The sequence below is a fragment of the Nonomuraea sp. NPDC048916 genome (assembly GCF_040649575.1).
Taxonomy (GTDB): Bacteria; Actinomycetota; Actinomycetes; order Streptosporangiales; family Streptosporangiaceae; genus Nonomuraea.
The window spans coordinates 111484-124829 of record NZ_JBEZFS010000020.1 but is presented as its reverse complement, the minus strand read 5'-3'; the positions used below and the strand labels follow the sequence as shown (position 1 = coordinate 124829).

Below are 13346 nucleotides of genomic sequence, written 5' to 3'. Positions count from 1 at the left end.
AGCCATATGTTACGCATATGGCTAGACACGTGTCGCACGTTTGGCGGCAGAGGCGGGACGAGCGCGGCCACCGGAGAATCCGCGGCCGGGCGTCCGTGCGACGCCGGAGGGCGGCGGGTGCCTCCCCGCCGAAGCCGATGCGCCGGTCGGGGGACACGCCGACGATGGCCCGGTCGGAGCCGAGGGCGTGCACGAAGGAGTCGCCCGCGCCGCGGGCCGTGACGTAGCCGAGCCTGGCGTCGGCGCCGACGGTCTCGCCGCCCGCGCGTTTCACGGCCGCGAGCGCGTCGGCCTGCCTGCCGTTGGCGTAAAAGACGAGGTACTCACCGTTCGGCGTGCCGGCCGATTGGCCGGTGGGGGTGCCGCTGGGGGTGCCGGTCGAGGCGGCGGTCCGGGTGGCGGCCGACCCGGCGGGGGTGCCGGTGGATCCGCAGCCGGCCAGCGAGGCCGCTGTGGCCACGGCTGCGAGGCAGGTAACGACGCGCCGCATTCTTCCCCCATTCCTTGCCAATCACAAAAAAGCGCATCTTCCCGACAGTCATCGGGTGATGCAACCGAGTGGTTCGGTTCCTGTCAATTTATGGCAGAGCTGACAGAATGCTGACATTGACGTAGATCATCAGGAATGTAACAAGGATAGGGTCAAGCCTTCCGAGGGCCCCGCGGCGCCGGGCCGAGCGAACCGGTCTGGTTCAACGACCCGCGCCGGCGTCAGGGGCTGCACCAGGACGATCACCCTGCCCGTACACGGAACGCCCGCCCGGAGAGAATCCAGGCGGGCGCTCGCGGCGGCTCGTCAGACGAGCGGTCGCGCGGTCGGCGGGATCGGGTACGGCAGGGCCGTCTCGCCGGTCAGGTAGCGGTCGACGCCGGAGGCGGCGGCGCGGCCCTCGGCGATGGCCCAGACGATCAGCGACTGGCCGCGGCCCATGTCACCGGCCGTGAAGACCCCCTCGACCTTGGACATGTACGTCTTGTCGCGTGAGACGTTGCCCCGGGCGTCGTAGAAGCCGTCGCCGGCCACCTCCGCCAGGTCCTCCAGCAAGGGACCCTTCTCGGGACCGAGGAAACCCATCGACAGCGTCACCAGCTCCGCCGGGATCTCCCGCTCGGTGCCGGGGACGGGCCTGAAGCCGTTCTGCGGGCCCTCGACGTCGACCAGGCGCAGCGCGCGGACCTTCCCGGACGCGTCGCCGACGAACTCCACGGTCGAGACCGCATACACCCGCCGGCCGCCCGCGTCCTCCAGCTCCTCGTGCGCGCTCTCCGTCTTGAACAGGATGGGGTACGTCGGCCACGGCTGGCCACCGGGCCGGGAGGCGGGCGGCTGGGGCATGATCTCCAGCTGGGTGACCGACGCGGCGCCCTGCCGGATGGCCGTGCCGATGCAGTCGGCGCCGGTGTCGCCACCGCCGATCACCACCACGTGCTTGCCCTTGGCCGAGATCGGCGACTCGCGCAGGTCGCCCTCCTGCACTTTGTTGGACAGCGGGAGGTACTCCATCGCCTGGTGGATGCCGCCGAGGTCACGTCCGGGCACCGGCAGGTCACGCCACCGGGTGGCGCCGCCGGCCAGCACCACGGCGTCGAACCGCTCGCGCAGCTCGGCGGCCGTGAGGTCGATGCCGGCGTTGACGCCGGTGCGGAACTCGGTGCCCTCGGCCCGCATCTGGGCCAGCCGGCGGTCGATGTGCCGCTTCTCCATCTTGAACTCGGGGATGCCGTAGCGCAGCAGGCCGCCGACGCGGTCGGCGCGCTCGAACACCACCACGTCGTGACCGGCCCTGGTGAGCTGCTGCGCGGCGGCGAGCCCGGCGGGGCCGGAGCCGACGACGGCGACGCGCTTGCCGCTCTTGCGGGAGGGCGGCTGCGGGACGACCCAGCCCTCGGCGAACGCGCGGTCGATGATCTCCACCTCGACCCGCTTGATCGTCACCGGATCGGAGTTGATGCCGAGCACGCAGGCCGCCTCGCACGGAGCCGGGCAGAGCCTGCCGGTGAACTCCGGGAAGTTGTTCGTGGCGTGCAGCCGCTCGATCGCCTCACGCCAGTCGGCGCGGTGGACGAGGTCGTTCCACTCGGGGATGAGGTTTCCGAGCGGGCAGCCGTTGTGGCAGAAGGGGATGCCGCAGTCCATGCAGCGGGCCGCCTGCTTGGTCAGCTTGTCCGGCGGGAAGTCCTGGTAGACCTCGCGCCAGTCGCCGATGCGGACGTCCACGGGGCGGCGCGCGGGCAGCTCCCGGTCGTGCGTGAGAAAACCCTTGGGATCAGCCATCGGATACGCCTCCCTTGTCGCTGAAGATGGTTCGTGTCACTGAAGCCGCCCTTGCCGCAGAAGCCGCCCTTGCCGCTGAGGACGCCCGGCGCGGGCCGCGGCGCGGCTCGTCACGGCGCGTCATGACTGGACCGCGGCCGCCATGACGGCCTCGTCGATGTCGCGGCCTTCGAGGCGGGCCGCCTCGGCGGCCCGCAGGACCCGCTGGTAGTCGGTCGGCATGATCTTGCCGAACCGGCCGAGCGCGGCGTGCCAGTCGGCGAGCAACTCCTTGGCCACCGGCGAGCCGGTCTCGGCGAAGTGCTTCTCGACCGTCTCACGCAGGAACTCGCCGTCCTGCTCGGTGGGCTCCTCGATGGCGACCATCTCGCGGTTGACGCGTTCGGGCCTGAGGTCGAGCAGGTAGGCGATGCCGCCGGACATGCCCGCCGCGAAGTTGCGGCCGGTCGGGCCGAGCACCACGGTCTTGCCGCCGGTCATGTACTCGCAGCCGTGGTCGCCGACGCCCTCGACGACCGCGGTGGCGCCGGAGTTGCGCACGCAGAACCGCTCGCCGACGACGCCGCGGATGAACACCTCGCCGGACGTCGCCCCGTAGAGGGCGACGTTCCCGGCGATGATCTGGCCGTCCAGCGGGGCCTCGTCGTACGGACGGACCGTGATGCGCCCGCCCGACAGGCCCTTGCCCAGGTAGTCGTTCGCGTCGCCGGTGAGCCGCAGGGTGATGCCGCGCGGGATGAACGCCCCGAACGAGTTGCCGGCCGAGCCGGTGAACCCGAGGTCGATCGTGTTGTCCGGCAGGCCCGCGCCGCCGTAGCGCTTGGTGACCTGGTGGCCGAGCATGGTGCCGACCGTGCGGTTCACGTTGCGGATGGGCAGCTCCAGGGTGACCGGGGTGCCCTGGTTGAGGGCGCCCTCGGCGAGCTGGATCAGCGTGTTGTCGAGCGCGTGCCGCAGACCGTGGTCCTGCTCGACCGTGCGGTGCAGCGGCGTGCCCGCCGGCAGCTCCGGCAGATGCAGGATCGGCGACAGGTCGAGGCCACTGGCCTTCCAGTGGTTCTCGGCGGCCGACACGTCGAGCAGCTCGACGTGCCCGATGGCCTCGTCGAGCGAGCGGAAGCCCAGCTCGGCGAGGTATTCGCGGATCTCCTCGGCGATGAACTCGAAGAAGTTGACCACGAACTCGGGCTTGCCGGTGAAGCGCTTGCGCAGCTCGGGGTTCTGCGTGGCGACGCCCACCGGGCAGGTGTCGAGGTGGCAGACGCGCATCATGACGCAGCCCGACACCACCAGCGGAGCCGTGGCGAAGCCGTACTCCTCGGCGCCGAGCAGCGCCGCGATGACCACGTCGCGCCCGGTCTTGAGCTGGCCGTCGACCTGCACCACGATGCGGTCGCGCAGTCCGTTGAGCAGCAGCGTCTGCTGCGTCTCGGCCAGGCCGAGCTCCCACGGCGCGCCCGCGTGCTTGAGCGAGGTGAGCGGCGAGGCGCCGGTGCCGCCGTCGTGCCCGGAGATGAGCACCACGTCGGCGTGCGCCTTGGACACGCCCGCCGCGACCGTGCCGACGCCGACCTCGGCCACGAGCTTGACGTGCACGCGCGAGTCGGGGTTGGCGTTCTTCAGATCGTGGATGAGCTGGGCCAGGTCCTCGATCGAGTAGATGTCGTGGTGCGGCGGCGGCGAGATGAGGCCGACGCCGGGCGTGGAGTGCCGGGTCTTGGCGATCCACGGGTAGACCTTGTGGCCGGGCAGCTGGCCGCCCTCGCCGGGCTTGGCGCCCTGGGCCATCTTGATCTGCAGGTCGGCGGCGTTGACCAGGTATTCGCTGGTGACGCCGAACCGGCCGGAGGCCACCTGCTTGATGGCGCTGCGCCGGGTCTCGTCGTAGAGGCGCTCGGGGTCCTCGCCCCCCTCCCCGGTGTTGGACTTGCCGCCGAGCCGGTTCATCGCGATGGCGAGCGTCTCGTGCGCCTCCATCGAGATCGAGCCGTACGACATCGCCCCGGTGGAGAAGCGCTTGACGATCTCGGAGACCGGCTCGACCTCCTCGATCGGGACCGGCGTCCTGCCCTGCTTGAACGTGAACAGCCCGCGCAGCGTCATCAGCCGCTCGGCCTGGGAGTCGACCTGCTCGGTGTATTCCTTGAAGATCTCGTAGCGGCGGGTCCTGGTGGCGTGCTGCAGCTTGAAGACGGTCTCGGGGTTGAACAGGTGCGGCTCGCCCTCGCGCCGCCACTGGTATTCGCCGCCGACCTGGAGCTTGCGGTGGGCGTTGGCCGCCCGCGGGTAGGCGTGGCGGTGCCGCTCGGCGGTCTCGCGGGCCAGCACGTCGAAGCCGACGCCGCCGAGCCGCGAGGTGGTGCCGGTGAAGCAGGCGTCGATGACCTCCTGGCTCAGGCCCAGCGCCTCGAAGATCTGCGCGCCGGTGTAGGAGGCGACGGTCGACACGCCCATCTTCGACATGACCTTGATGACGCCCTTGCCGTACGCCTTGATCAGGTTGCGCACCGCCTTGTGCTTGTCGTCGACCTGCAGGACACCGGTGTCGACCAGGTCCTCGACGGTCTCGATCGCGAGGTAGGGGTTGACCGCGCCCGCGCCGTAGCCGATGAGCAGCGCCATGTGGTGGCACTCGCGCGCCTCGCCGGTCTCGATGACGAGGCCGATCTTGGTGCGGGTCTTCTCCTGGATCAGGTGGTGGTGCACGGCGCCCGTGAGCAGCAGCGACGGGATGGGCGCGAGCGCGGCGGAGGAGCCGCGGTCGGACAGCACGATGATCCGCGCGCCGTCGGCGATCGCCTGGGACACCTCGGCGCGGATCTCCTCCAGGCGGTGCAGCAGCGCCTCGCCGCCGCCGGACACCTGGTAGAGGCCGGAGACCACATGCGGGTGGAATCCGGGCAGGTCGTGCTCGTCGTTGATGTGGATGATCTTGGCGAGCTCGTCGTTGTCGATCACCGGGTACGGCAGGACGAGCTGGCGGCAGGACGTGGGCCCCGGGTCGAGCAGGTTGCCCTCGGGCCCGATCACGCTGGCCAGCGAGGTCACCAGCTCTTCACGGATGGCGTCCAGCGGCGGGTTCGTGACCTGCGCGAACAGCTGCGTGAAGTAGTCGAACAGAAGCCTCGGCTTCTCGCTCAGCACCGCTACGGGCGTGTCGGTGCCCATGGAGCCGATCGGCTCGACGCCGGTCCTGGCCATCGGCGACAGGATGACGCGCAGCTCCTCCTCGGTGTAACCGAAGGTCTGCTGGCGCCTGACGAGCGCCTCGTGGGTGGGCACCTCCCGCTGCCGCGCGGGCAGCTCCTCGAAGCGCACCAGCCCGGCGTGCAACCAGTCCTCGTACGGCTGGGCGGCGGCGAGCTCGGCCTTGATCTCGTCGTCCTCGATGATCTTGCCGCGGGCGGTGTCGATGAGGAACATCCGGCCGGGCTGCAGGCGGCCCTTGCGGACCACGTCACCGGGCTGGAAGTCGAGCACGCCGGCCTCGGAGGCCAGCACGACCAGGCCGTCGGCGGTGACCCAGAAGCGGCCGGGGCGCAGGCCGTTGCGGTCGAGGACGGCTCCGGCCAGGGTGCCGTCGGTGAACGTGATCGAGGCGGGTCCGTCCCAGGCCTCCATCATCGAGGAGTGGAACTCGTAGAAGGCCCGCCGGGCGGGGTCCATCTCGGTGTGGTTCTCCCACGCCTCGGGGATCATCATGAGCACGGCGTGCGGCAGGCTCCGGCCGCCGATGTGGAGCAGCTCCAGGACCTCGTCGAAGGAGGCGGTGTCGCTCGCATCCGGGTCACAGATGGGGAAAAGTCGTGACAAATCGCCCGGGATGTGGGCCGACTCCAGCATCGCCTCACGGGCCCGCATCCAGTTGCGGTTGCCCTTGACCGTGTTGATCTCGCCGTTGTGCGCGATGTAACGGTAGGGATGGGCCAGCGGCCAGCTCGGGAACGTGTTGGTCGAGAAGCGCGAGTGCACCAGCGCGATCGCGGTCTCGTAGCGCTCGTCGGACAGGTCGGGGAAGAACGGCTCGACCTGCTCGGGGGTGAGCATCCCCTTGTAGACGATGGTCCGGGAGCTGAGCGAGGGGAAGTAGACGTCCACCTCGTGCTCGGCCCGCTTGCGCAGGCAGAACGCCAGCCGGTCGAGCTCCGGCCCCGACTCGTCACCGGGACCGGCCACGAACAGCTGCATGAAGTGCGGCATGACGGCCCGGGCGCTCGGCCCCGGCAGGGCGCGGTCGACCGGCACCTCGCGCCAGCCCAGCACCCGCAGGCCCTCTTCGGCGGCGATCTCCTCGATCATCTCGATGCCGATGCGGCGGGCCTCGTCGTCGATCGGCAGGAAGGCCATGCCCGCGGCATAGCGTCCGGCCTCCGGCAGCGGGAAGTCCACGCTCGTGCGCAGCAGCGTGTCGGGGATCTGCGTGAGGATCCCGGCTCCGTCTCCGGTGTCCGGCTCGCTACCCTTGGCCCCCCGATGATCCAGGTTGAGCAGCGCCGTCAGGGCCTTCGCCACGATCCCGTGCCCCCGGCGGCCCGCGACGTCGGCGACCATGGCCACACCGCAGGCATCATGCTCGTTGGCGGGGTGATAGAGGCCCTGAGGCTCGGGGAACCCGAGGTGGGCAGCAGGCATTGAATCCCTCCCGTCGTCATCGTCTGTCTGAGACTGCTCTACAGGCGGGGACGACGTTGGCCCTGCTGCGTGTTGTGGGTAGAGGGTACATCACCCTGTCGGAATGGTGCCCACCACGTCCGTATTGCGAACCTTGCCGCCATCCCGACATTCGGCCCTATATGTTCCAAACGCCGGGATATGTGACCGGAATTCCCCGGCCTTCCTCCCGATAGGGTTGGTTCCATGGAGCCAGGAGGCGTCGAACACCTGCTCGTCGAGGCCGGCGCCGACAGCAGGCGGCTCAGGCACGCGCTGACACTCCTCTGCGACGGTCAGTGGTGGGCCCTGGCCGATCTGGTGCGCGAGACGGCCACCTCACGGCGGACGATCGAAGCCCTGCTGCGCGAGGTGGAGCTGGAGCGGTCCGGAGACCGGTTCCGGGTGCCGCTCACCCACACGCCCGGCTACCAGCACCTGCTGGCCATGGCCCCGCCGCCGGAGGATCCGGTGGCCCACCTCGTCCCCCACTACCGCCACGTGCTGGAGCGCCTCGAGGAGCTGGTCGCCAAGGCCCCGCGCGGTCGTCACGTCCTCGACCACGTCGCGGCGACGCCCGAGACCGTGCTGCGCAGGGCCCTGCTGCTCGGCGCCCGGTTCTGGCTGCCGGGCTCCCGCCTGCTGTGCGTCGGCGACCACGACCTGACGTCCCTGGCCGTCAAACTGGTCCACCCCGAGGCCGACGTCACTGTCGTCGACATCGACGAGCGCATCCTGGCCTACATCGACGAGCAGGGCCTGGGCGTCCGCACCCGCTGGGCCGACCTGCGGCTCGGCCTGCCGCCGTCGGCCGCCGACCACGACCTGGCGATCACCGACCCGCCCTACACCCCCGAGGGGGTGGGCCTGTTCGTCGCCCGCGCGATCGAGGGCCTCAAGCCCGGCGGGCGCGTCGCGCTGGCCTACGGCGCCAGCGAGCGCACCCCCGCACTGGCCCTGAAAGTGCAGAGCTCGCTGGCCGACCTCAACCTCGTCTACGAGGCCATCTATCCCGACTTCAACCGCTACTTCGGGGCCGAGGCCATCGGCTCCGCGGCCGACCTCTACCTCCTGTGCCCCACCGGCAAGACCCGTCCCGCCGTAGCCGCCCGTCTCGACCGCCTGTCCACCGCCATCTATACCCAGGGGCCCCAGTCGGTCGAGTCGGCCCCGGCTCCCCTCCCGTCTGCGGCCGTGGACACCGACCTGCTGGTCGGCGAGTGGCCCAAGGAGCTCACCCAGCCGCGGGTAAAACTCTCGACATGGCTGGCCAAACCCCACGCGACCGCGCCGGCCCGGGTGGCCATCGCCATCCCCGCCGGCCTGGAGGCCGCCCTTCCGCGCCTCCTGCTCGCCACCCGGGCTCGTCACGTGCGGGTGCTGCCGGCCGACCTGCCCCCGCTGCCCGAGGTGCTGTCCGCCGTCTACACGTGCACGCCCGTCGAGGGCGGTCTCGACGCCGTACGCCTTCCGCGGCCCGAGGGCGACGCCGACCTGGTGCTGCGCCGGATCCTCGACAACGGCCACGGCAAGCTGGCCAACACCTGGCGCGAGGGCCTCATCGCGGTGGCCCGCGGCCAGGGCACCACGCTCACCAAGAACGAAGCCCGCGCCCTGATCCGCCAGGTGGCCCCCTGGTCGGAGGCGCTCACCCCGCTGGAGGCGCCGCTGCACCGCCTGGCCGGCCTCCGTGCCGAGGTCGCCACGACGGTCGCCGCCCTGTCGGGCACGACCTGACGCCCGCGCGTCAGCCGGCGGCCAGCACCCGCGACTGCACCACGTGGCCCAGCCGGTCGAGGGCGATGAGAGACGTGACCAGCTCCGTGCCGGCCTGCGGCCCGCCGGCCCCGGCCCAGCTGACCGTGACGTAGTGGCCCAGCGCGCGCACCGCCGCCCGGCTGTGCTTCGGGTCGAAGGAGACGGCCTGGCGTACGAAGCCGTCCTTGGCGAGCGCGGCCACCAGGGCGTCGGCGGAGCGGCCGTCGGGCAGGTTGAAGATGACGAACTGGCCGGCCCCCGAAGGGCCCGTGTAGGTGGCCCGCAACGCCTGCGTGCAGCCCGAGGCCGCGGCGCCCCACAGCGCCTCGTCGCAGTCGGCGAGCTGCTCGGCCGACACCCGGTTGAGCGGGCCCAGCGTCCGGGTGGCGGGCGTGAAGACCTCGTCCAGGGTCAGCGGCGCGGCGTCCGCCTGGCGGGAGTCGATGACCGCGTAGAGGGCCGACGTGGGCTCCGCCCTGAAGACGGCCGGCCGGGGCTGGTCGTGGCCCAGGAGCAGCCAGGCGCCGGCGGCCGCCACGCCGAGCCCGGCGGTGGCGGCCAGCACGATGGCGAGGCGGCGCCGCATCAGGCCCTCGGCCCCGTGATCGTGACGACCCGCCGGTAGACGGCCTTCTCGGCGCCCCGGAGGGTCAGCGCCAGCGACACGTAGTCGTCCTTGGCCGTGGGCTCCGCGCCGTCGGCCCTGCCGATCCAGACCAGCCCCACATAGTGGCCCAGCGCGTAGCCGCCGCCCTCGGTGTGACCGCCCGAGGGGAAGGACACCTGGCCGCTTTCCAGCAGGCGGGTCCAGCCGCCCCGGTAACCGGTCTTCAGCGTCTCGACGAGTGCGTTCGCGGCCTGGCCGTCGCGGAGGTTGAGCAGGGTGTACTGGCCGACGTAGCGGCCGTCGGCGCTGGTGTAGACGCCGCGCGCCGCCTGGCTGCACTCGGCGTCGGCCACCGCGTCGAGCAGCTCCTGGCCCCAGAGGGCGGCGGCGCAGTCGGTGTCGAGCTTGCGCGCGACGAGCTTGAGCGTGAGCCTCTTCTCGCCGGTGAGCGTCTTCTGGCCGAACACCTCCTTCTGGGTGAGCGGCTTGCCGTCCTTGGCCCGGTCGGTGATCGGGTCGAACAGCTTGGGCGACGGCCAGCCGTGGTAGACCTCCGGGATCACCACGTCGGTGCCGAACATGGCCGCGCTGGCCCGCCGCTCGGGAACGTACTCGCCGAGCGAGGCCGCGAACGCGACGAACCCGAACGCCACGGCGATGACGCCCACCACCGAGGTGATGACGACCAGGAGTTTCTGCCGCTCGGGCGGCACTCCCCAGTCGGTGAGCAGCGGCAGCTGCCAGTCGGAGCGCGGAGTGCGGCGCCGCTTGCGCGCGGGCGGTTTCTGGCCGGTGCGCTGGGCCTGTCTCGGGCCGCTCACAGCCCCGACGCCCCGATCAGGCTGCCCAGCCCGTAGGTGAGCGCGGCCGCGAGCGCGCCGACGACCAGCTGGCGCAGGCCGGAGTACCACCAGGTGCGCGCCGTCACCGCCGACACGAGCGCCCCCGCGCCGAACAACGCCACGCAGGAGACGATCGCCGACAGCCACAGGCTCGTGACGCCGAACAGGTAGGGCAGGAGCGGCAGGATCGCCCCCACGGAGAACGACAGGAACGACCAGACCGCCGCCAGCCTCGGCGAGGGCAGGTCGTGCGGGTCGATGCCCAGCTCGTTGCGGGTGTGGACCTCCAGGGCCTGCTCGGGGTCGCGCGAGATCTGCTCGGCCACCCGGCCCGCGAGCTCGGGCTGGACGCCCTTGTCGACGAGATCCCGGGCCAGCTCGGCCCGCTCGTCCTCGGGGTTGCGCTCGAGCTCACGCCGCTCGACGGCGATCTCCGCCAGGGCGAGCTCGCGCTGGCTGGCCACCGAGACGAACTCGCCGCCCGCCATGGAGAACGCGCCCGCCGCCAGCCCGGCGACGCCGGCCAGGGCGATGACCTTGGTGTTGGCGGTGCCGCCCGCGACGCCGGCGATGAGCGCGAAGTTGGACACCAGGCCGTCCATCGCGCCGAACACCGACGGCCGCAGCCAGCCGCCGGTCACGTCGCGATGCTGGTGGTGACTCTCCGCGCGCTGGCTCATCGCGCGTTCTTCTCCTCCGGCACGGCTTGCTTCACGCTCGCGCCCTCATCTTCGGAACCGCCGCCGGCGGGACCGTCGGAATCAGCGGAACCGGTGGCGTCCGGAGAACCGGCGGATCCCTTGGCGTCTCCGGTGCTCTTGGACGGGGGGCCGCCGGCGGCGGGTGGGTCCTCCGGCTCCCCCGCCGGGCCGGGCTCGTCACCCTCGCCGGAGTCGCCGGACCCGTCGGCCAGATCGGCCTGCCCGGCCTGGTGGGCGGGATCGGCGTCCTGGCCGCCCGGCGACACCACGATCTCCTCGGTGTCCTTGTCGCGGGTGACCCAGAGATAGACCAGTGCGCCGACGAACAGGACGATCGAGGTCCACTGGTTGATCCGCAGCCCCAGGAAGAGCACCGCGTGGTCGACCCCGCCCACCGGGTCGATCCGCAGCCCCTCGATCCAGAACCGGCCCAGCGTGTAGCCGGCCACGTAGACGGCGAACAGCCGCCCGTGGTGCAGCGCGAACCGCCTGCCCACGAGGATCAGCGCGAAGCCCAGCGCCAGATCCCAGATCGACTCGTACAGGAAGGTCGGGTGGTAGAGCACTCCGGGCTCGCCGCCGTGAGCCTGGTCGATCTCCAGCCCCCACGGCAGCGTGGTGGGCGAGCCGTACAGCTCCTGGTTGAACCAGTTGCCCCAGCGACCGATCGCCTGCGCGAACGCGATGCCCGGCGCGACGGTGTCGGCCATGGCGCTGAGGGACAGGCCCCGGCGGCGGCAGGCCAGCCACACGCCCACGGCACCGAGCGCGATCGCGCCCCAGATGCCGAGCCCGCCTTCCCAGATGAACAGCGCCTGGTAGGGCTTCTTGATCGCGCGGTCGCCGAAGTAGGTCTGCCAGTCGGTGATGACGTGGTAGAGGCGGCCGCCGATGAGGCCGAAGATCACCGCGGGCACGGCGATGTCGATGACCGTGCCCGCCTGGCCGCCGCGAGCGCGCCAACGGCGCTCGCTCAGCCAGACGGCGACGACGACTCCGAGGACGATGCACAGGGCATAGGCCCGGATCGGAACGAATCCGAGATACCAGACCCCCTCGGAAGGGCTGGGAATCGAGGCAAGGGGCATGTCAGGTGAGGGTAGCGGACGCTGGGCTACTTGGCCGCCCCCGTGACCTGATCGCGCAGTTCCTGTGGCGCGAACACGACGGAGTTGTCCAGAGCGCGGCCGTCGAGCTTGACGGTCGGTGTGCCCTCGATCTTCTGCTCCTTGGTGATCTTCTCGCTGTAGGCGGCCTGGGCCTGCGCGTATTTCTGGCCGGTGACGCAGCTCTCGAAGTCGGGCGCGGTCACCCCCACGTCCTTGCCCCACGCCACCAGGTCTTCGAGCTTGAACCCCTCGGCGGTCTCGCTGGGCTGGTTCTTGAACAGGATGTCGTGGTAGGCCGACCACTGCCTGCCGTCGCTGACGCAACGGGACGCGGCGCCCGCGCGGATCGAGTTGGACCGCGTCGGGTCCTGGCTGAAGATCGTGATGGGGTGGTAGACCACCTTGGCCTTGCCCTCGGCCGCGAGGTTCCTGAAGGTCTGCCCGCTCACCTCCTCCAACTGCTTACAGGCGGGACACTGGAAGTCCTCGTAGATGTCGATGACGGGTTTGGTGACACCCTGCCGGGCCATCACCACGCCGCCGTCGGCCTGCACGGTGATCGGCGCCAACGCTCCGCCCGACTCCTCCGACTGTGACCGGGTGGCGGCGTACAACCAGCCGGCCCCGACCGCCGCCAGCGCCACCACGCCCACGGTCACGTAGGTCGTGAGGCGCTTGCGCTGCTCCCGCTTGCGATCGGCTGCCTGCTGCTCCCTGATCTTCTCGCGCGCCGATTTCTGGCGGTCGCCCTTGCCCATCAGGCAGTCTCCTCTCCAAGATCAAGTACGCGTTCCCCGCCGGCCAGGCCGAGCGCCGAGTCGAGCGCGAAGCGCCCAGGCGGGAAACGCACGGTCCAGGCACCCAACAGCACCAGGCCGAAGTCGCGGACGAGATCGAGCAGATAGCTCGGCTCCTGTCCGGCCGCGAGCTCGCCTCCGCCGCCGAAGCAGCCGCAGTCGATCCGCAGGCCGTTGGCCCACGCCCAGGCGATGCCGAAGACGAACGCCAGCATGAGCAGCGTGGCGATCACCCCGGCCACCCGGGTCAACAGGCCGACGACCAGCAGAACGCCGACCACGACCTCCAGGATCGGCAGGCCGTAGCCCACCGTCGTGGCGATCGAGTCGGGCAGCAACCGGTATGCCTTGACCGCCACGACGGAGTCGGACGGGTTGCCGATCTTGAGCCATCCGGCCGCTATCAGCACCACGCCCAGAACGAGCCGGGCGACGGTCGTCACCCAGGGTATCGCTGCTCGCACGTTGTGCGACGATTGCGACGCGGTCACGGGCCTTCTCCTTGTCTCTGCGCCGAGATGCGCACAGTACCCGGAGCCATCCGATCACGCTGCGGATAAGCATGGGCTAAGACGGATTTCGCTCCTGTTCACCGTACCGGGTGGGC

9 protein-coding genes and 1 pseudogene are annotated in these 13346 nt (G+C 71.0%); 1 reads left to right on the top strand and 9 read right to left on the bottom strand.

The window, feature by feature from the left end; all coding sequences use genetic code 11:
* From AB0C16_RS22825 to gltB, 3 genes and pseudogenes are all read right to left on the bottom strand, one after another.
* Nucleotides 1-490 (bottom strand): annotated as a pseudogene (locus AB0C16_RS22825) (hypothetical protein); the annotation flags it as partial.
* A gap of 306 nt (nt 491-796) precedes the next feature.
* Nucleotides 797-2275 (bottom strand): glutamate synthase subunit beta, encoded by a 1479-nt coding sequence (locus AB0C16_RS22820; protein WP_357685903.1) that lies wholly within the window; start codon nt 2273-2275, stop codon nt 797-799.
* Nucleotides 2276-2395: 120 nt separating this feature from the next.
* Entirely contained in the window at nt 2396-6907 is a 4512-nt protein-coding gene (gene gltB, locus AB0C16_RS22815; protein ID WP_357685902.1) for a glutamate synthase large subunit, read from the bottom strand.
* A 225-nt stretch (nt 6908-7132) separates the two neighbouring features.
* Here gltB and AB0C16_RS22810 point away from each other — a divergent pair, with 225 nt between their 5' ends.
* Complete coding sequence (locus AB0C16_RS22810) at nt 7133-8662, top strand: bis-aminopropyl spermidine synthase family protein (RefSeq protein WP_357685901.1); 1530 nt, start codon at nt 7133-7135, stop codon at nt 8660-8662.
* 10 nt (nt 8663-8672) lie between these two features.
* Here AB0C16_RS22810 and AB0C16_RS22805 read toward each other — a convergent pair whose 3' ends face one another.
* Genes AB0C16_RS22805 through AB0C16_RS22780 form a run of 6 tightly spaced genes read right to left on the bottom strand, consistent with a single transcriptional unit; the run spans nt 8673 to nt 13230 of the window.
* Nucleotides 8673-9269, bottom strand: coding sequence for a hypothetical protein (locus AB0C16_RS22805; protein ID WP_357685900.1), 597 nt, complete (start codon nt 9267-9269; stop codon nt 8673-8675).
* The gene (locus AB0C16_RS22800; RefSeq protein WP_357685899.1) at nt 9269-10111 is read right to left on the bottom strand and encodes a hypothetical protein; all 843 of its coding nucleotides are present in this window, start codon (nt 10109-10111) and stop codon (nt 9269-9271) included. Before AB0C16_RS22800 ends, AB0C16_RS22805 begins: the two co-directional genes overlap by 1 nt.
* Nucleotides 10108-10812: a VIT1/CCC1 transporter family protein gene (locus tag AB0C16_RS22795; RefSeq protein ID WP_357685898.1), complete on the bottom strand. Its 705-nt coding sequence runs from the start codon at nt 10810-10812 to the stop codon at nt 10108-10110. Before AB0C16_RS22795 ends, AB0C16_RS22800 begins: the two co-directional genes overlap by 4 nt.
* A complete protein-coding gene (gene lgt, locus AB0C16_RS22790; RefSeq protein ID WP_357685897.1) occupies nt 10809-11921 on the bottom strand; it encodes a prolipoprotein diacylglyceryl transferase in 1113 nt (370 codons plus the stop codon). The genes AB0C16_RS22795 and lgt overlap by 4 nt, the downstream gene beginning before the upstream one ends.
* 26 nt (nt 11922-11947) lie before the next feature.
* A complete protein-coding gene (locus AB0C16_RS22785) occupies nt 11948-12700 on the bottom strand; it encodes a thioredoxin domain-containing protein (protein WP_357685896.1) in 753 nt (250 codons plus the stop codon).
* Nucleotides 12700-13230 (bottom strand): MauE/DoxX family redox-associated membrane protein, encoded by a 531-nt coding sequence (locus AB0C16_RS22780; RefSeq protein WP_357685895.1) that lies wholly within the window; start codon nt 13228-13230, stop codon nt 12700-12702. Before AB0C16_RS22780 ends, AB0C16_RS22785 begins: the two co-directional genes overlap by 1 nt.
* Between the last annotated feature and the right edge of the window lie 116 nt (nt 13231-13346).

What these genes read in the sequence shown, in the direction of transcription:
- gltB (WP_357685902.1), bottom strand. Translation starts at nt 6,907, where the DNA reads ATGCCTGCTGCCCACCTCGGGTTCCCCGAGCCTCAGGGCCTCTATCAC.
- lgt (WP_357685897.1), bottom strand. Translation starts at nt 11,921, where the DNA reads ATGCCCCTTGCCTCGATTCCCAGCCCTTCCGAGGGGGTCTGGTATCTC.
- AB0C16_RS22805 (WP_357685900.1), bottom strand. Translation starts at nt 9,269, where the DNA reads ATGCGGCGCCGCCTCGCCATCGTGCTGGCCGCCACCGCCGGGCTCGGC.
- AB0C16_RS22795 (WP_357685898.1), bottom strand. Translation starts at nt 10,812, where the DNA reads ATGAGCCAGCGCGCGGAGAGTCACCACCAGCATCGCGACGTGACCGGC.
- AB0C16_RS22785 (WP_357685896.1), bottom strand. Translation starts at nt 12,700, where the DNA reads ATGGGCAAGGGCGACCGCCAGAAATCGGCGCGCGAGAAGATCAGGGAG.
- AB0C16_RS22810 (WP_357685901.1), top strand. Translation starts at nt 7,133, where the DNA reads ATGGAGCCAGGAGGCGTCGAACACCTGCTCGTCGAGGCCGGCGCCGAC.
- AB0C16_RS22820 (WP_357685903.1), bottom strand. Translation starts at nt 2,275, where the DNA reads ATGGCTGATCCCAAGGGTTTTCTCACGCACGACCGGGAGCTGCCCGCG.